General features: G+C 58.1%; 19 protein-coding genes and 1 tRNA gene. 2 read left to right on the top strand and 18 right to left on the bottom strand.

The annotated features are described in order from the left end of the window. Positions 1-178 precede the first annotated feature (178 nt). Positions 179-970 carry a tryptophan synthase subunit alpha gene (gene trpA / locus AAFO90_RS17045; RefSeq protein ID WP_274840181.1) on the bottom strand — a complete coding sequence of 264 codons (792 nt, stop codon included), beginning with the start codon at positions 968-970 and terminating at the stop codon, positions 179-181. 95 nt (positions 971-1,065) lie between these two features. Beyond that, positions 1,066-1,557 carry an acyloxyacyl hydrolase gene (locus tag AAFO90_RS17040; protein WP_347510126.1) on the bottom strand — a complete coding sequence of 164 codons (492 nt, stop codon included), beginning with the start codon at positions 1,555-1,557 and terminating at the stop codon, positions 1,066-1,068. Positions 1,558-1,768: 211 nt separating this feature from the next. Here AAFO90_RS17040 and ychF point away from each other — a divergent pair, with 211 nt between their 5' ends. Continuing rightward, positions 1,769-2,866 (top strand): redox-regulated ATPase YchF, encoded by a 1,098-nt coding sequence (gene ychF, locus AAFO90_RS17035; RefSeq protein ID WP_347510125.1) that lies wholly within the window; start codon positions 1,769-1,771, stop codon positions 2,864-2,866. Between the two features lie 211 nt (positions 2,867-3,077). Continuing rightward, positions 3,078-3,167: transfer RNA gene (locus AAFO90_RS17030), tRNA-Ser, on the top strand. A gap of 129 nt (positions 3,168-3,296) precedes the next feature. Here AAFO90_RS17030 and AAFO90_RS17025 read toward each other — a convergent pair. The 16 genes from AAFO90_RS17025 to AAFO90_RS16950 form a co-directional block, all read right to left on the bottom strand. Further along, the gene (locus tag AAFO90_RS17025; RefSeq protein ID WP_347510124.1) at positions 3,297-3,671 is read right to left on the bottom strand and encodes a hypothetical protein; all 375 of its coding nucleotides are present in this window, start codon (positions 3,669-3,671) and stop codon (positions 3,297-3,299) included. Then, positions 3,671-3,868: a hypothetical protein gene (locus AAFO90_RS17020; protein ID WP_347510123.1), complete on the bottom strand. Its 198-nt coding sequence runs from the start codon at positions 3,866-3,868 to the stop codon at positions 3,671-3,673. Before AAFO90_RS17020 ends, AAFO90_RS17025 begins: the two co-directional genes overlap by 1 nt. Continuing rightward, positions 3,865-4,563, bottom strand: a complete 699-nt coding sequence (locus AAFO90_RS17015) for an N-acetylmuramidase family protein (protein ID WP_347510122.1) — start codon at positions 4,561-4,563, stop codon at positions 3,865-3,867. The genes AAFO90_RS17020 and AAFO90_RS17015 overlap by 4 nt, the downstream gene beginning before the upstream one ends. 64 nt (positions 4,564-4,627) lie before the next feature. Continuing rightward, positions 4,628-4,912: a hypothetical protein gene (locus tag AAFO90_RS17010; RefSeq protein WP_347510121.1), complete on the bottom strand. Its 285-nt coding sequence runs from the start codon at positions 4,910-4,912 to the stop codon at positions 4,628-4,630. Continuing rightward, a complete protein-coding gene (locus AAFO90_RS17005; protein ID WP_347510120.1) occupies positions 4,909-5,220 on the bottom strand; it encodes a hypothetical protein in 312 nt (103 codons plus the stop codon). Before AAFO90_RS17005 ends, AAFO90_RS17010 begins: the two co-directional genes overlap by 4 nt. A 146-nt stretch (positions 5,221-5,366) precedes the next feature. Further along, complete coding sequence (locus tag AAFO90_RS17000; RefSeq protein ID WP_347510119.1) at positions 5,367-8,072, bottom strand: GDSL-type esterase/lipase family protein; 2,706 nt, start codon at positions 8,070-8,072, stop codon at positions 5,367-5,369. Between the two features lie 26 nt (positions 8,073-8,098). Beyond that, on the bottom strand, positions 8,099-10,138 hold the full coding sequence (locus AAFO90_RS16995) for a hypothetical protein (protein WP_347510118.1): 2,040 nt from the start codon (positions 10,136-10,138) through the stop codon (positions 8,099-8,101). Then, positions 10,123-10,503: a hypothetical protein gene (locus tag AAFO90_RS16990; protein ID WP_347510117.1), complete on the bottom strand. Its 381-nt coding sequence runs from the start codon at positions 10,501-10,503 to the stop codon at positions 10,123-10,125. Before AAFO90_RS16990 ends, AAFO90_RS16995 begins: the two co-directional genes overlap by 16 nt. A gap of 1 nt (position 10,504) precedes the next feature. Further along, positions 10,505-11,125: a hypothetical protein gene (locus AAFO90_RS16985; protein WP_347510116.1), complete on the bottom strand. Its 621-nt coding sequence runs from the start codon at positions 11,123-11,125 to the stop codon at positions 10,505-10,507. Beyond that, a complete protein-coding gene (locus AAFO90_RS16980) occupies positions 11,122-11,838 on the bottom strand; it encodes a hypothetical protein (protein ID WP_347510115.1) in 717 nt (238 codons plus the stop codon). The genes AAFO90_RS16985 and AAFO90_RS16980 overlap by 4 nt, the downstream gene beginning before the upstream one ends. Before the next feature lie 4 nt (positions 11,839-11,842). Further along, entirely contained in the window at positions 11,843-14,119 is a 2,277-nt protein-coding gene (locus AAFO90_RS16975; protein ID WP_347510114.1) for a hypothetical protein, read from the bottom strand. Continuing rightward, positions 14,116-14,766, bottom strand: coding sequence for a hypothetical protein (locus tag AAFO90_RS16970; protein WP_347510113.1), 651 nt, complete (start codon positions 14,764-14,766; stop codon positions 14,116-14,118). Before AAFO90_RS16970 ends, AAFO90_RS16975 begins: the two co-directional genes overlap by 4 nt. 9 nt (positions 14,767-14,775) lie before the next feature. Next, positions 14,776-15,219 (bottom strand): phage tail tube protein, encoded by a 444-nt coding sequence (locus AAFO90_RS16965; protein WP_347510112.1) that lies wholly within the window; start codon positions 15,217-15,219, stop codon positions 14,776-14,778. A 12-nt stretch (positions 15,220-15,231) separates the two neighbouring features. Continuing rightward, on the bottom strand, positions 15,232-15,606 hold the full coding sequence (locus tag AAFO90_RS16960) for a hypothetical protein (protein ID WP_347510111.1): 375 nt from the start codon (positions 15,604-15,606) through the stop codon (positions 15,232-15,234). Positions 15,607-15,647: 41 nt separating this feature from the next. Beyond that, a complete protein-coding gene (locus AAFO90_RS16955; protein ID WP_347510110.1) occupies positions 15,648-15,980 on the bottom strand; it encodes a hypothetical protein in 333 nt (110 codons plus the stop codon). 11 nt (positions 15,981-15,991) lie between these two features. After that, on the bottom strand, positions 15,992-16,324 hold the full coding sequence (locus AAFO90_RS16950; RefSeq protein ID WP_347510109.1) for a DUF2190 family protein: 333 nt from the start codon (positions 16,322-16,324) through the stop codon (positions 15,992-15,994). Between the last annotated feature and the right edge of the window lie 55 nt (positions 16,325-16,379).

Below are 16,379 nucleotides of genomic sequence, written 5' to 3'. Positions count from 1 at the left end.
GCCCCGTCAGAACCTCAACCTGTCGCAACTTCGTGACAATTTCCTCGGGCTTTGGTCGCTTGTTGGCCATGTGTTTCCTCCGTTTTCCTAAACATAGCGGAGGACCACTTCAGTGGGGGAAGACCACCTGACCCACCTGATCCGCAGCGCGGATCAGGTTGTTGTTCTGAAGGAGGCGTCAGGCGGCGTGGGCGCCATCCGACAGGGATTTCACAAAGGCCAGAACTTCCTCTACCGGTTTTCCGGCGGCTATCTGGCTGACGATGGCGCTGCCGACTACGGCACCGTCCGAAATCGACGCGATATTGCGCGCCTTTTCCGGGGTATTGATGCCAAAGCCCACGATTACCGGAAGGTCGGTGGCGGCCTTGATGCGCGCCACCTCCGGTCCAACATCGCCTGCTTCGGCCTCGGCGGCGCCGGTGATGCCGGTGATGGAGACATAATAGACAAAGCCCGAGGTGTTCTGCAGCACCCGCGGCAGGCGTTTGTCATCTGTGGTGGGCGTCGCAAGGCGAATGAAGTTCAGCCCGGCGGCCTGGGCGGGAATGCACAGCTCATCGTCTTCTTCCGGGGGCAGGTCGACCACGATCAGCCCGTCGATCCCGGCGGCCTTGGCGTCGGTCAGAAATTTATCGACGCCGCGGTTATAGATCGGGTTGTAATAGCCCATCAGCACGATCGGCGTGGTATCGTCACCTTTGCGGAATTCCGAGGCCAGCTGCAGGGTACGTTCCAGGGTCATCCCGGCGTCCAGCGCCCGTTGCCCGGCCAACTGAATGGTGGGCCCATCCGCCATCGGATCGGTAAAGGGCAGGCCCAGTTCGATAATGTCGACCCCGGCGGCAGGCAGTCCCTTGACCACCTCCAGCGCGGTGTCGAAATCCGGATCTCCGGCCATGACATAGGAGACGAAAGCTTTCTTTCCGGCGGCCGAAAGCTCGGCGAATTTGGCGTCAATGCGGGTCATGATCGGGCCTTGTTTGTGATGTCCGCTCTGGTGTGCCGAATGTTCTGCCGGAAATCAATCCCAAGCCACATCAACCCTGCAGCACATGCCCCGGATCACAGCGGAAAATGCCAGCGCAGATGCAGGGAATTCACGCCGGGATTGATATCGGCGGTCGAAGCATTGGATTTATGCGACAGGGACAGCGACAGGGCGGTCCCGTTGGCAAAGCTGCGTCCGACGCCTGCCATGCTGCGGATCTCGAAGGTCGACCCCAGTTCGTTCAGCGCCACGCTTTCGAAATAGGCGCCCGGCAGGACGCTGGCCTCGATGAACCAGGATTGGCCCAGATCCCATTTGCCCGCCACACCGGCGCCGATGAAGAGGTCTCCGGTCTCCTGCACGTCCAGGGCAGCACCGAAACGGGCGGAAAAGATGCCCTTTTCGTAAAACGCGTTGTGCCGGTAATCCAGCGACACAAGCGCGCTGTTTTCCGACCCGGGCCGGGAAAATTCGGAGTATCCGATCCCGACAGATAGTTCGCGGTCCTGCGCGGCGGCAGCGCCTGCGGACAAAAGGACGGCGGTCAGGGCAGCAATGTATTTCATCGTCTCACTCAGCATCAGGAGAATTGGGTGACCGGGACATGGGTGTTGAAGTCCGTTTGCAACAGGAAAATCAAGACAATGATAGCGGCCGTGATATGGCGTGAACGGGGCGGTCGGGGCGAATGACAATGGTTGCTGCGGGGCCATGACCGCTTGCGCCACCGCCCAATGCTGCCTAGAAGCGGCTCCCAAGTGGCATCAGGAGGCCGGTATGGGCTTTAAAATGGGAATCGTCGGTCTGCCCAATGTTGGTAAGTCGACATTGTTCAACGCATTGACGAAAACAGCCTCGGCGCAGGCAGCGAATTTTCCGTTCTGCACGATCGAGCCGAATGTGGGCGAGGTCGGGGTGCCCGATGCGCGCCTTGATAAGCTGGCAGCCGTCGCGGGATCGAAACAGATCATCCCGACACGGATGACATTCGTGGACATCGCCGGCCTCGTCAAAGGCGCTTCCAAGGGCGAAGGGCTGGGCAACCAGTTCCTGGCCAATATCCGTGAAGTGGACGCCATCGCCCATGTGCTGCGCTGTTTCGAAGACGGCGATGTGACCCACGTCGAAGGGCGCGTCGATCCGGTGGCCGATGCTGAAACCATCGAAACCGAACTGATGCTGGCCGACTTGGAAAGCATCGAGAAACGCCGTGCGGGCCTCGTGCGCAAGCTGAAGGGCAATGACAAGGAGGCCCAGCAGCAGGATCGCCTTCTGGCCGACGCCCAGGCGATGCTGGAAGAGGGCAAACCCGCGCGCCTCGTCGAGGTTGACGCCGAAGATGCCAAGGCTTGGCGGATGCTGCAGCTGCTGACCACCAAACCGGTGCTTTATGTCTGCAATGTCGGCGAATCCGAATCCGTTGAAGGCAACGAATACTCTGCCAAAGTGGCAGAAATGGCAGCGGCACAGGGCAATGCCCATGTGATTATCTCGGCTCAGATCGAAGAGGAGATCAGCCAGCTGGATCCTGAAGAGGCAGAGATGTTCCTTGAGGAAATGGGCCTCAGCGAAGCCGGGCTCGACCGGCTGATCCGCGCGGGCTACGAGCTGCTGCATCTGGAAACCTATTTCACCGTCGGCCCCAAAGAGGCCCGCGCCTGGACCATCCGCGCGGGCACCTCGGCACCGCAGGCCGCAGGCGTCATCCACGGCGATTTCGAAAAAGGTTTCATCCGGGCGGAAACCATCGCCTATGAGGATTTCATCGCCAACAATGGCGAACAGGGCGCCAAGGAAGTCGGCAAGATGCGCGCCGAGGGCAAGGCCTATATCGTCAAGGATGGCGACGTGCTGCATTTCCTGTTCAACACCTGAACACTCGGTATGCCCACGGAAGTTTCAGCGCCCGTCAGGACCCCTGGCGGGCGTTTTTCTGTGCACCTTTCCTGACTGGCGTCTCAACCGTGGGCGGGGAGAAGCCATGAAAAACAGCGATTTCAAGGGGTTCTTGGATTTTCCAAGAAAATGCCCGTCGTTTCAAGAATGCCCTTGTATATCCGATAGTTGCTGGGCTATACGCGTCGACGGAGACGTGGCCGAGTGGTCGAAGGCGCTCCCCTGCTAAGGGAGTAGGCCCGGAAGGGTCTCGAGGGTTCGAATCCCTTCGTCTCCGCCAGAAACACCAAAGAAAACAGTTACATGGCAAAAGACCCGCCCTTTGGGGCGGTGTTCTCATTTTCGCGAAACTTCCCAGAACATCGCAGGAACTCGCACCACGTTATGGCAAAAAAATGGCAAACTGATCTTATCGAGTCCGCCCAATAGCCCAGGCTTTGCCTATCTTTTCAAGCGGACGCGTAACGAAATAAGCTCCAATGACCGCCGTCATAAGGTATTCGCCAGTCGTGCCAATTGGATCGGTAACACCCAAACCCAGCACCTTGTCCCAGATCACGATTTTCCAGAAGTAGATCACAATCGGGAACGACAAGGCAGGCCGTATCCAGCGCGTCAGCCAAGATCCTTGTTCGGCCACCAAGACCATCTGGCGCGCTTCAAGCTGATTTATCAGAACGTCCGCTTTCAAGCGTTCTTGATCGGTCTGCGCTTTTTGCTTGGCCTCATACGCCGCGGTGAGCCGGTCGGCGATCACACCAAGCGGGTTCAGCCATTTCAGCATCAGAGCGCCCCCCGCAAGCCGATCCCGGCCAATCCGGCGTTGATCATGACGGCGGGCGAAATGTTGCCTGTCACGCTGTTGATCGTCTGCACGATTGCGGAAAAGCCGTGCAGCGGTTCAGACGCGACGATCAGACCCGCGACGACGGGGGCAACACTGGCCCACCAAGTGAGCGATTTGGGTTTCAGGTACTTCATACGGTGGCTTCCTTTCCAAACAGGACCGCAAGGGCGGCGAACAAGCGTTCGGCGAACGACATGCCGGGTTCGGGGCTGTCGGGCGTCCGGTTGATATCGAAGGGGGTGTCTTTGATCTTGGCCCACTTGTCGAAGGCACGGGCCAGTTTCAGGTGATAGCCGTGTTTGGCGTAACCTGCGCCGTTGTACCCCCGCGCGAAGCCCCGCCAATCGTGGTTGCGCAGTTCGTCGTCCAGCCCGGTCGCGACAATGAATTCCACCATCGCTTCCAAATGCTTTTCTTCGTCGTCCATGAAGTCCAGCACCATGTCACGCGCCGACCGATACCCGGCCAGCTTGTGGTTGAACCCCATGATCTGGCCCAGACCCCATGACGCCGACCGCAGGGCCGCGTTCGCGTTGATCTTCATAGCCTGTTCCAAGCGGGGGTAGCTGTCGCTGGGATAGCGGCGTTCGCCCCACTTGCGATAGGCAAGCCCCTGGGCCACCGCCTGGTCGCGTTCTTTGCCGGACAGTTCGCGGTAGAAGATATGGGGTTCGAACAGCATTTTGGGGCGGCCCTTGCTGTCGAAGCCGCCGCCGCGTGTTTCCACGTCCAGAACTGCGTGGATTTCGTCTTCGCCAACCCCGATCTTCGCGCCGATCCGGGGCAGATCAATATCGTCAATGCGCTTTGCTTTGCCGTGGAAATCCATTTGGGTCACTCCATAAAAAAGGCCCGCACAAGTGGCGGGCCGGGTTGCGTTCGATCGACAGAATTCAGTTCGGTGGCGGGTGGAGGATCGACAGGCGTACAGCTACCGCCGAAAGCGTGAACACCAGAACGGCCTTGCTAAAGAGCAAGGAGACCGGCAACACGAAATTCAGAATATCCAGATTGCGAAACAGCATGTTTGCCAGCACGGCCAAGGCCAGCATTGAATAGCCTGATGCGATTGTCCGTCCGAACGGTTCGCGCCCGGCGGAATTCTGATGCGCCAGCCACCAGCACACCAGAACCAAAAGGACCGATAAGAAGTTGTCGGCCAACAGCATGACGTTCATTTCTTCACCATCATTTTGTCCTGCATGGCCTTCACAGCCAGTTCGCCGCCCGACCCCATCAGGAAGCCCGCAGCGAGATAGGACAGGACACCAGCACCCGTCATCGTGTCGATGACATGCGCCAACACCCCACCCAGAAAGATTGCTGAAAGCGCGCCGCTGATGCCCTGCACAACGCGGCGCTTCCACTGTTCTTCCGGGGCCAGAACGGCGCGAAAGAACGCACCCCCGATCCCCGAAAACGCCAGCAGCGCAATCTGCTCTTTCAGGTTCGCAAATATCTGAACCAGTCCTGTCTGATCTGCCATATCTAATCCACTTTTCATTCAGTCGGTGATTTCACCGCTGGGATATTTTGTTATGTTCCGCCCAGCCCGGCTTTGGCTCAGCCTACGCATTTTGCCGAAGTACCGGGGCGGCTTTCACCGCCCCAATCGTTGATCAGAACGCTACGTCAGGCGTTTGTGATGGCCGAAATGATGTTTCTAGCAATGACGGTGTGACCGCTATCATTTGGGTGTAGACCATCCGCCAGAAACGATACGCCATCGACAAATTCTAAGTTCGTGCAGGTGTAGTTGTCGATGAAACCGCACCCCATTTCGTCAGCTAGTTGCGCGATTTCGCGGGCGAGATCATCGGTGCTGGCATTAAACGTCACCGCATCGCCCTGTTCATCGTTTGTGGCCATAGGCGGAGCCATCAAGATGACATGCACGTTTTGGCGGTTTGCCTTTAGCCATTCGACAATCTGGCGCAGATTGATGGATGTCCTAAGCTCGCCAGCAGGCAAGGTGGCCTCAGGTGCCTGCGCTCGATCATTCGTCCCCAACTGAACGAAAAGGTGCGTCGTTTCCTCGGGAACTCCTCCATCCAGCAAGGCACCAGCAGGCAACCATTCTTCCGAGTTAGTCCCGATCAGGCCATTATTGGAAAAGCGTAACGACTTTTCAAACCGAACCGCCTCCAAACGAATTACCTTGGCTGTTGACTGGTTGATGATTTCAACCCCGTGCTGTCCAAACGACAAGCCCGATACAACCGCCTGATTCTGCCAGACATAGTTGCCGGTTGCCGGAATAGTGGCAACTACTACACCATCAACCTCAATCGTCCACGTATCGCCACCTTGGGTGGCATAAAACACCGTGAATCCCGTGCCCACAAACTCAAAGGCGCAGCGGTTCCCGATACCCGCCTGAACGTCAAGATGGCTCTTCAACAGCGGACCATCTCGGTTTTGCTGACCATTCTTAACCAACACTTTTCGACTTAGGTCCAGAACGGAAAATGCGCTGTCTGAATACGGCGCACATTCAACGTTGTGCGTGTGCAGGCTCTCACCCGGAGCTGGCAACGTCTCGCCACGCAACCCGGTCGCGACACTCGCAGCCCACCTGCGAAATTTGTTGGCCCAGGACGATGATGTAACATCATCCCGAGTGTCTGTAAGCGCATGGCTACGCGGTTGCGATGGCCCGTTGTCAGACGCCGTTAACCCCCAAGTGATACTGTCACCGATCAAGGTAACGTGCGCTGAACGCAACTTACTGAACAAAGACGCCCGCACATCCGCCAACACATCCACATGTGTTTTGGGCGTCAACTCGACAACAGGAAGTCCGTTTGGCGATGTGAACACGCCCTCGGGACTTCCTGTCAAAGTCAGCAACAGCAAGTAGCCGTTTGTCCCAGCCGTTACTGGCGCGTCAGGGTGGACCGCCCGCTTGACCGTTTGATCCGCGAAGTCCCAATAAAGGGTTTGCCCAGACCCACCGTCCGCAAGCGCGGATTTAGTCACAGAAATTGCGCAATAGTTTCCGGGCAACCGATCCGACAGCGCATTCGCCGCAGTCACGCTACCGGATGTCGTTCCAGCATAGCTGATCCACAAATTTCGCGGAACGTAGACCGTTGGGCTACCGTTGCCCAAAGTGTCATCCAGATCGACAACAATAGGTCGCAAGACAAACCATGTTGCATAGTCAACATTCGGCGTTCGAATATCGTGCAACTGCCCTCCCATAATGGGCGTCCATCGGTTTTCATACCAAATTCCCAACGGGATAAGCGAGCTACCTGTGCCAATCACATTGCCGCCACTCAGGGCAACAATCGGGTTCTGGAGTGCCGGATCAACGCTGGTATCCAAATAGTGCATGACCGCACCAGACACGACGCCGGAAATTGGAACGTCATATGACGACGATCCAATGTCCTGCGGATCAAACAGAATATTTACACCACCGTCTTTGCGGCGGAAATACCCTGCACCATATCGAATGACGCCAGCCTCAACATCCAACACAGGGCTGTCTTGAAAAGCCACAAAATGACCGTTCAACCCATCGTCAATATTGGCTTGCAACGTATCATGCAGGCTGACCCACGGCCCGATATAGCCGTTGGATAGACGCACGGTTCTGATCCAAGGACGATAGTCGGTGGCATAGCTGAAATAGGTCTGCCGAACAAAGGTGTCTTCAAACTCGACGTTGATCAGGAAACCGCCGTCAGGCGCGCCAGCAGGCAAATCAACCGCGCCCGTCTGGACCGAATACGCCCCCGGCGCTCTGAAATCCCCTAGGCTTTCACCAGCAAGAATTCTGCCCTTTAGGTTTAAGCCACTGTCCAGCGCGCCCTGCAGGCCCGTCACGTCGCCGATGGCGTGGCCGTGGCCGTCTGCGCTCTTGCCGTCCAGCGCGCCCTGCAGGCCCGTCACGTCGCCGATGGCGTGGCCGTGGCCGTCTGCGCTCTTGCCGTCCAGCGCGCCCTGCAGGCCCGTCACGTCGCTGATCGGGTGAACGTGGCCAACGTCGCTTTTGCCGTCCAATTCTTCACGCAAAATGCCAAGATCAGTCAGCGAAGCCGGAAGATCAGCGACCCGGCTCCACGATGCCCCACCATATTCATAAGTGCCGGTGTTGCCCGGATCATCCAGAACATAAGCGGTGTCACCTGTGGCCGGGCTGGCAATGGCATTCACATCTGCCAGCGTATCACGGGTGTAGCGGGCGGTGCCCGTCACTGCCGCTTCAATCGCCACGATACGGCCTTCGACATCAAGGCCCCAATCGCGGATTTCGGACTTTTCGGGGTTGTGCGCAGTTGGGCTTCCGTCACGCCAAATCTGGCCTGCCCCGCCATGCGGATAGGTCATGTCCTTACCTCTCGATTTTCAGATGATCAGGCGATGGTGGCGTTTACTGGCCCGGCATCGCTGGTTGAATTAATGTTCGACACATTCACCGACCTCGCGGTCCAGTCGAAGGTTCCCGCCCCACTGCTGTCGATGAAGGCGATTTCTGATCCCGGCCCGGCGTAGACCACGCCAACCAGAACCGCATCGCGGTAGATTTCCGTTTTCCACAAACTGGCACTGGTCGACGCGGTCATTTCGACCAAGGCCGCGCTGCCGCCTGCATCTGAAACCGCCAAGTTGGTGGGCGGTGAAGGCGGGTCTGTCACCGCAGCCGCAACCACATTCGTGATGGTGACCGCATCCCCAACAATGGCCCCCGGCGTGACAAACGCCAGAGACACGTCATAGCCCTGACCGTCGATCAGGCCCGGAATGGTCACCGAAGTGGCACCCGTGCCAACCGACACATCCTGCCAGTTGGCTTGCCCGGTCAGGGTAACTTTCAGCAGCGGTGACAGCGCATCGCTTGGCGGTGCCTGCCAGCCCACAGCGATGCCAGCAACAAAGGTGTTTGTGGCCGTCTGGATGCCTGCAGCCGCCGCAGTCACATTCTGCGGTAAAGGCACACCGGCAGGTGTGTCCGGTTCGGGCAGTTGCTGCACAGTTCCCTGTTCTGCCAGCGCCAAGGTAAAGGCGGCGGAATCGATCTTGCGCAGTGTCAAGCCAACCGCTTTCAGCAGACCCTTTTCAAAACTCAGAGCATGCCGCGCGACCTCATAATCGCCAACCAAGGCCAGCTGCGGCACGTTCAACGCGATGGTGTCTTCATAGATCGCTGGCAGCGCCTTGGGTTTACACAGCAGCGTGACTTCCTGTTTCGGGTTATCGCGCTCTATGTGGATTTTCATGACCTGACGCGCCTGCCGGTGCGACGGGCACATCAGCAAGCTTTTGTCTGGTCCGGTCAGAACCTCACCATCTTCGGCAACGCGGTTCGCGTCCTGCCAAGGTTCTGCATCGACTTCGATATGGCCCAGATCATGACTGTTGAAGCGCGCAGGCAGTTCATTGTAGCGATCCAGCAGATCAGGCCCGCTGTTCACTTCCTGCACTTCCAGAATGTCGCCGTAGGTCAGCGTGAATTCCGGGTCTGTCCATGCCCCAACTTTCAAGCCAACTTTGCCTGAAGGTTTCAGCCGGATGCGCCCGGCACAGGCTTGCAGCATGCGCCCCAGCACGTTCTGCGGCCTTTCGTTCAACAGGTATGACCCGCTGATGCGATACAGCTTTTCGGTACCGCCAGCGGCCAATGCCACGTCGCGGTCACAAATGTCGGCCTGATCAGAAATGTCCTGACTGTCGAATGCATTGGGCCTATTGAAGCCATCTGGCGACGCCACATAGTCCCGTATGGCCAGCGCCATGTTTTCGGTGAACCCCGTCAGACCCGTGCGCGGATCAAGGCATTTTGTGGTTTCCGCCAAAACGGCCAGATCCGGTTCATTCTTCGGATACATGGCGCGATATTCTTCAGGCGGAACACTTTCGCTGATGATCAGGCTGGACCACAACCCATCCAAACGATGCGCCGATGTCCATTCATCCCATACGCCAGTGATCTGCGAATAGTGCGTTTCCGGCACCAACCCCATGCGCTCGAACAGCTGCACCCGCGACCGACCACCATGCTGATACTGTTCATCGGTGACAAAGCCGGTGCCATCAATCGCCACTGGCTCATTGTTCAGGTAGCGGGTTAGGATGTTCGAAATCTCGCCATGCCCGTGAACGATAACCCGATAGGAAAACCCTTCCTTGGCGCGGTGGAACACGACATTGCCGCCGACTTTTACCACACCGTAATGCCGGATTCGCGGCCCGGCGGCATTCTTGCTGTTGGTCTGGATGTTCTGTGGCGCAGCCGCATCGGGAACATCCGGTCGCGTCAACTCTGACAACAACAATGACCCACCAATGCTCACAACCGCACCGGCAATCGTCAAGCCGCCCGCCGCAGTGAACAGCGCAACCGTTCCGCCCGCCGCGAAGATGCCTGGCGCGATGAATGCTAGGGCCTGCGGCATGACCACCCCCGAAGAACCGTGAATTCGTCCGCGACCCGCAGACCGCTTTCCAGCTTGACCACTGCGCGACCATCCAAGATCAGCCCGCACAACTGCCGCTTATCCAGCGTCAGGATCGCAACCCCGTCGCCATCCAGATCGGAAAGACCGTGCCACGCCATACGCGGGGCAATCAGCGGCACCAATCCACCCGCCGCAATGATGATCTGGCGGCACTCAAACCGGCTGGCATAGGTGCCGCGCAAGTCTTCCGCCGGGTCAAATCCGGTTTCATACGCGACCGCCGATGCGCACCACAGGGCGCAATCGTTCCGGCCCCACTCGAACGGATCAGAGCGGGTCTTTTCGATGAAATCAGCCAGCATGTTACCAATCCGTCCAAGTGATCAGTTTGCCCGCTTCGGTGACAAACTGCAGACCTTCATCGGTCGGATGACGGCGCTTCTGGTCGAAATAGGTCTGCATGCCGTAGACCGGCGCGCCCTTGCGGGCCATGAAGCTTTCAGTGGTCAGGCTGACGATGGCACCGCCGCGCGGAAAAGACACCGTCATGCGGTCCATCTGACCGACATCGAAGGCAAACGGATGCCCGACGACAGCACTTGTGTCCGGGTGAAACAATTGCCCGTAGAGCCCCGCATCGCGGCCACGGTATTCAGCGACATCCCCGACCATCTGCACCAGATCAGCCGCCCAGTTTTCTGCATCGATGCATTCATTGGGCATGCCCAGACGATATTCGTGGAACGGGGCCAGCTGGTTGTCGCCGCCGTTCACTTCCGGCAGGCCGACCAGCAGACCGCCGCCTGCACCCCAAGTGTGACCCCATTTCAGATCGGTGAACGGAATGTTCCGATTACTCAGCCAAACCGGGTCGGTGGCAAAATCCAGATGCAGCATGACCGCCATCTGCACTGCGCCACGGCCAAGCAAATCCATGACCTGATCGCGGTATTCTTCCGGCTGCGCCGCCAAGAATTCTATCATCTGTAGAAAGCCTCAACGACATTAACTGTTAGCGGATTCGAATATGTCCCGAGGTTCACGAAAACGTCCCAATCCGCGTTACCGGCCAGCCGCAAATCTATGTAGGGCTCAGACACCCGCACCAGCGTTCCTGTTGGCGCCGCGGTTCGCAGGGGCGGCGAAAAACGAATGCGTCCATCATCGTTTTTCCCGACTTCGTAAAGGCGATTCATGATCGAGAAGCGATCCCCGATCGCAAGATGCCGGCCGATATAGCTGTCCAGGGTGACGCTCATTGCCCCAGTCACCAGGTCTTCTGACAGGTATTCATGTGCCATTTCTGGAAGAGCGTAGCCGGTATTGTCACTGAAAGTCGTGGTGTCACCGAAGGTTGTGTACCCCTGATCAATGGCCGTTTGCGGGACACCAACGGATTGTTGGAATTTGTGTGCACCTCCAAAAACGCGCTGAAGGCTTGCTACGTTCAACAATGGTATTCGTAATATCCCTGCGCGATTGTGCAATCTCGTTGGAACTGACCGCAAAAGCGCAAGGTCGCGGCCAAACATCGGTGGGAATTCGATCGTTCCCTGCCACACCCTGTTTTCTGCGTAAAGAACTTGCTCACGACCGTCTATGCCGGGGTTATAGTCCGCAATTTGTCCGACAAGTCGCAAATTGTCGTGGCGAATTTTCTTACCCAAAGACGAAGTGAGATCCACAAAACCTGCCATTGTCTCACCCCCGACGCTGCGCTTGACGAACCGCAGAGTTATTACCCTCGATCCCCATTCGCGTGATTTCAGCGGACTGTGCTGCGGCATCATTCAGGAACTCTGCTTTCAAGCCGTCACCCAGCATGATGCGCATCAGCCCAGGCGCTTGCTGCGAATTCCCGCCCCCAAGAGCCTGTCGAACGGCGCTGGTCATCTGACCGTGGTTAAGCACCCCACCATTCCCGCTGGCAAAGAGCCATTCAGATCGAGGGGTGTTCTCGTTGACCTGATAGATTTGCCCGGCGCGAACGCCGCCGCCCATGGCGCGGGCACCAAACAACCCGCCCAAAATGCGACCGAACAGGTTGCCGCCACCGCCGCCACCAAGACCGGACATCTTCAAAAGGATTGTTTCGATGCCTTGCGACAGCCAGGTCTGCGCCACTTTCTTTAACGCATTGGAAAGAACCTCCCCCCAGCTTCTCCCCTGAAGGATGGCCCCAGCGAGTTCGTCCGCAACGCCCTTGACGCCTTCGCGTAGTGTTTTCAGCTTCTCGACAGCCGCTTTCGCCGCTGCGGACAGGCCACCACTGGCGGACCCGCCATCCAGTGAATTGGCAGCGGTGTTTGCGCTGCCACCCAGATCATCCAGACCCGCACCCAGATCTTCAGTTTCGGCCAAGGCCTCTGCCTCTGCCTCGCGGGCCGCATCCATTGCCTGACGCAGTTCTTCTAGAGCACTTAGGGGTGCGCGCGCGTATTCGGCCAGAATTGCCCCGGCTGCCCGGTTGCCGGAACCTCGCCCCAATATCCCGGCAGACAGTTCAAACAGGCGCGATCCGCCGGTGCCAAAGTTGCTTTGTCCCTGTGCAGCCGAAAACGCATCGCGGGCGGCTGTACCTACTGAGTCCGAGCCGGAAAACGGATTTTCCACACCGCCGAAAGACACCTCAGACACAGCCGAAATGCCCGCAAAGTCGCCACGCGCCCATTCTGGAAGCTGAGCGATCGCGTTGTTGATCGTGGTGATAAAGGCGTTGATGCGCTTCACAACGCCGTTGACTAGCGCCTCTACGCCTCTGATGGTTGCGTTTGCCGCCTCATACATCAGTGAACCAAGGGCGTTTGGCAGTGCGCGGAAAGCTGCAACCATCGCATCTTTGGAACCTATTGCGATGTCAGCCATTCGCGCGGCCCAAGACATTGCACTCCGCAGGATCTCACCCAAAGACCGGATTGCATGCCCGGCAATCAATTGAAATGTCCCGCGAACCTTAAGGCCCATGGAACGGAAAATCAGACCAATGCGCTCTCCGACCTCGGATGCAATTGCCTTCAGGTGACTGACGACAACGTCGAATGACCCAGCCTGCTGGATCAGTGCGCGCAGTCCCGAAAGGATGCGCCCGATGCCCGACCAAAGCCGCTTGACCACATCCCAGAAGCCAGTGGCCATTGACGACAAGGAATTGGAAACAGCCGAACCGCTGCTGAAAATGTATGTGACGAAGGATTGCAGAACCGAAAACGCATCCCGGATACCATTCAGAATTGCGCGGATCGTCGGTGTCCAGCTTGCAAGCGTCTTTGACGCTGCTTCCAACGCGGGGGCCAGGGCAATGGTCAGATCGGTGCCGATGCCGCGGGCGACAAGACCAAGGCGAGACATCGCGTCATTGGCCTGTTCGATTTTTGCCGCCTCGACATCCGAAATCACGCGGCCAAATTTCGCAACCTCTTCAGCCGCCTGGGCAAGGGTGGCCGGGTCCAGCCGCGTCATGGCGATGGAACCCTCTTCGCCAAAAAGCGCACCGGCCACTGCGGCTTGCTCCGCCTTCGGAATGAACTCCGCGATCGCCCCGTTGATCTTGGCGATACGTTCATCAAGTGGAAGCTTCAGCAGGTCAGATGAATTGAGCTTCAGCCGCTCCAACGCCTTGGCAGCAGCCCCGGACCCGCTGGCGGCTTGCGACAGCCTGCGAAACAGATCCTTCGAACCCTGTTCAAGCTGCGCCTGACCCACGCCTGCAAGCTCGCCAGCGCGTGCCAGCACTTGCATGCTTTCGACCGTGGTGCCCAGTGAGCGGGCCAGCTTGGCCTGCGCATCGACCGTATCGAGGGTTCCCTTGACCGCGCGGGCCGAACCAATGGCTGCAGCAGCTGCTGCAAGCGGTGCGAACACCCGTTTTGCAAAGGCGGCGAACCGCGCGATCTTTGACTTCTGGCGCTTGACATCCTTGTCGAACTTCGCGCCATCAAGGCGCAAAATTGCGCGCAGAATTCCAACTTTCTTGCTCATGCCCGCCCCTTCATCAGAGAGAGTTCTTCTTGTGTCACCTTCGGAAGGTGAGCCGTTGCATTGAAAAGGTGCTGGACCCACTCACGCGGCGTCCTTGCGCGACCGTCGCCTAGCATCTCGGAGACAAACCGCTTGAAATGATCTTCCTTGGATTGAGCCACACGCGCCGCGACAGCGGCATCGGCCAACGCCGCGCGCTGGCGCTTTTCCTGTTGCCGCAAAATCCGTGAATGCTCCCACAGCTTCAGGCCGTCGAAGACATCGGGTTCGCCACCAGACGCCAACCATGCCGCGCGCATGTCCAAAACCGATGGCAATTCAGCCGCCGGGGCGTCGTCTGATGGTGAATCGCTCGAATGGGTTGGCAGAGGGTCTTCCAGGAACTCTCGAAGTGCCAGCGCCACCAGATCAGGCGACCTTCTGAGAAGCCTGACTGCCCGTTTTCGCGATGCGCTCGCAAACCCGAAACAGCATGCCATCAACACTGTCAGATGTTCGACCACGTCAGGTGCAAGTGGCGCGTCGGGGTTCTCGGAACCGGCACGAACCAGTTGTTCGATGAAGCCCGGTGCCGAAACACGGGTCGCTTTTTCGAACTGATACAGCCCCCCCATGTCGATCATGGGAGGGGTGAGCTTTCCAAGCATCTTGCCGCCTTACGGAAGCGCAGCTGGGTTCGCGATTTCGCCCATGATGGCGATTTTCACCACTGCCATTGCCTTGTCCTTCATCGGAATGGATGTCGGATCGAAGTGCAGGATGCGCGCCGCGAAGCCCCGGAAAGACGTGCCAAGGGTAATCAGCAGTTCGACCACCTCTTCGCTAGCGATCAGCGACCGCAGTGTCGCTTCGGTCGCGTGGCCGTCCCAGTACTGCAATGGGAGTTCATAGATCAGTGGATCGCGCGGGCCATTCTTGGTCTCACCCACGCGACCAGGGCTGCGCTGATGCGTGACATCGATCTGGGGCGGGGTCAGATCGGGGAAATCCACATCTTCAGCCCCCATAATCTCGAAAACTGCGGCGGGATCGCCGTGCCGAATGTGGAATTGAAGATCCAGATTAAGGCCAACTTTGGCCTCGGAGTATTGCCGTGTCATGTCAGGTCCTTTCTACACGTCTTGGATGAATCCGGTGACCTCGAACAGCATCATCACGGAACCGATGATTTGCTTGGCTTCGGGGCCGGTTTTGATTTCGGTCCGCCGGAGCAATACGCTTTGGACCCCGGTGTTTGATTTCAGACCCTCGATAAGGAGGGTCTCAATCGTCTCAGAATGGTCATCAAGCGCGTCCTCGATCGAGGCCGCATCGTCCTTGATGCTCAGCGCTACAACCAAATTGGTGTCTGTCCGGAAGTGATCCCGGTTCAGTTCTTCGCGATCTTCGCTTGGCGTCGAAACCGACCAACACGGAACGCTGTCGGTATCCACCTTGGCACTGGAAAGCACCTGTTTTGCGCCAGCGAAGAGTGCGTTGGCTTTCAAGATGGCCTTTGCCTCGGCCCGCAAGGCTGATCGATAGTGCGTCATGCCGGGTCCACTTCCGTGAGCATGGCCAGATGATGGCGGTCTTGCGCGGGCGACCGGGTGGGGTAGATGGCAGTGACCATGAACACTTCACCCGGACGCGAAGAAACCGAAACGCGGCTACCACGCTCCAACTGAACCGCGAATTCTTCACGAAGCTTCAGAACCGGGCTGACGACGACAGTATCGTTGCCGTCCAAGTCTGCGACTTCACCCGGCTCTTCGCGAAAGATGCCCCGCATCAGAACATCATCAGCGCCGTCCAGATGAAGGGTGACCGAACAGTCGAAGACCCCTTCAAACAATCCGGTCACCCCATCAAACAGAGACACGCGAAGCCGCCTTAGCCAGAAGCGCCAGACAGGCGAACGACACCAACCGTGGACGGATTGGCTGCAATCTCGACCGCGTGGCCGATTTTGGTGTTGCTGGTCGCGGTGGTGGTGCAGACCTTGTTGGTGTCGTCCCAGTAGATGGCCGCGCCAACAGTCCAGGCCTGCGCTTCGGTCTTCGGCAATTCAAAGACCCCGACCAGCTTCAGTTCGACTTCTTCGCCAACTTTCACGTCAGCCATTAGGATGCCGAACAGCTTGCCCAAAAGAAGGCCATTGCCGGACGTACCGGCCGCGGCGGCGGTAATGGTGATATTCTCACCGGTTTGGATGTAGTTTTTCATGGGTTGCTCCAAGATTTTGGGTTGATGAATGAAGAAGGCCCCCAAAAACTGGGCC

Source organism: Phaeobacter sp. CAU 1743 (assembly GCF_039839315.1).
Lineage (GTDB): Bacteria > Pseudomonadota > Alphaproteobacteria > Rhodobacterales > Rhodobacteraceae > Phycobacter > Phycobacter gallaeciensis_A.
This window is presented reverse-complemented; position numbering and strand designations above follow the sequence as displayed.

What these genes read in the sequence shown, in the direction of transcription:
- trpA (WP_274840181.1), bottom strand. Translation starts at nt 970, where the DNA reads ATGACCCGCATTGACGCCAAATTCGCCGAGCTTTCGGCCGCCGGAAAG.
- AAFO90_RS17040 (WP_347510126.1), bottom strand. Translation starts at nt 1,557, where the DNA reads ATGAAATACATTGCTGCCCTGACCGCCGTCCTTTTGTCCGCAGGCGCT.
- ychF (WP_347510125.1), top strand. Translation starts at nt 1,769, where the DNA reads ATGGGCTTTAAAATGGGAATCGTCGGTCTGCCCAATGTTGGTAAGTCG.
- AAFO90_RS17025 (WP_347510124.1), bottom strand. Translation starts at nt 3,671, where the DNA reads ATGCTGAAATGGCTGAACCCGCTTGGTGTGATCGCCGACCGGCTCACC.
- AAFO90_RS17020 (WP_347510123.1), bottom strand. Translation starts at nt 3,868, where the DNA reads ATGAAGTACCTGAAACCCAAATCGCTCACTTGGTGGGCCAGTGTTGCC.
- AAFO90_RS17015 (WP_347510122.1), bottom strand. Translation starts at nt 4,563, where the DNA reads ATGGATTTCCACGGCAAAGCAAAGCGCATTGACGATATTGATCTGCCC.
- AAFO90_RS17010 (WP_347510121.1), bottom strand. Translation starts at nt 4,912, where the DNA reads ATGAACGTCATGCTGTTGGCCGACAACTTCTTATCGGTCCTTTTGGTT.
- AAFO90_RS17005 (WP_347510120.1), bottom strand. Translation starts at nt 5,220, where the DNA reads ATGGCAGATCAGACAGGACTGGTTCAGATATTTGCGAACCTGAAAGAG.
- AAFO90_RS17000 (WP_347510119.1), bottom strand. Translation starts at nt 8,072, where the DNA reads ATGACCTATCCGCATGGCGGGGCAGGCCAGATTTGGCGTGACGGAAGC.
- AAFO90_RS16995 (WP_347510118.1), bottom strand. Translation starts at nt 10,138, where the DNA reads ATGCCGCAGGCCCTAGCATTCATCGCGCCAGGCATCTTCGCGGCGGGC.
- AAFO90_RS16990 (WP_347510117.1), bottom strand. Translation starts at nt 10,503, where the DNA reads ATGCTGGCTGATTTCATCGAAAAGACCCGCTCTGATCCGTTCGAGTGG.
- AAFO90_RS16985 (WP_347510116.1), bottom strand. Translation starts at nt 11,125, where the DNA reads ATGATAGAATTCTTGGCGGCGCAGCCGGAAGAATACCGCGATCAGGTC.
- AAFO90_RS16980 (WP_347510115.1), bottom strand. Translation starts at nt 11,838, where the DNA reads ATGGCAGGTTTTGTGGATCTCACTTCGTCTTTGGGTAAGAAAATTCGC.
- AAFO90_RS16975 (WP_347510114.1), bottom strand. Translation starts at nt 14,119, where the DNA reads ATGAGCAAGAAAGTTGGAATTCTGCGCGCAATTTTGCGCCTTGATGGC.
- AAFO90_RS16970 (WP_347510113.1), bottom strand. Translation starts at nt 14,766, where the DNA reads ATGCTTGGAAAGCTCACCCCTCCCATGATCGACATGGGGGGGCTGTAT.
- AAFO90_RS16965 (WP_347510112.1), bottom strand. Translation starts at nt 15,219, where the DNA reads ATGACACGGCAATACTCCGAGGCCAAAGTTGGCCTTAATCTGGATCTT.
- AAFO90_RS16950 (WP_347510109.1), bottom strand. Translation starts at nt 16,324, where the DNA reads ATGAAAAACTACATCCAAACCGGTGAGAATATCACCATTACCGCCGCC.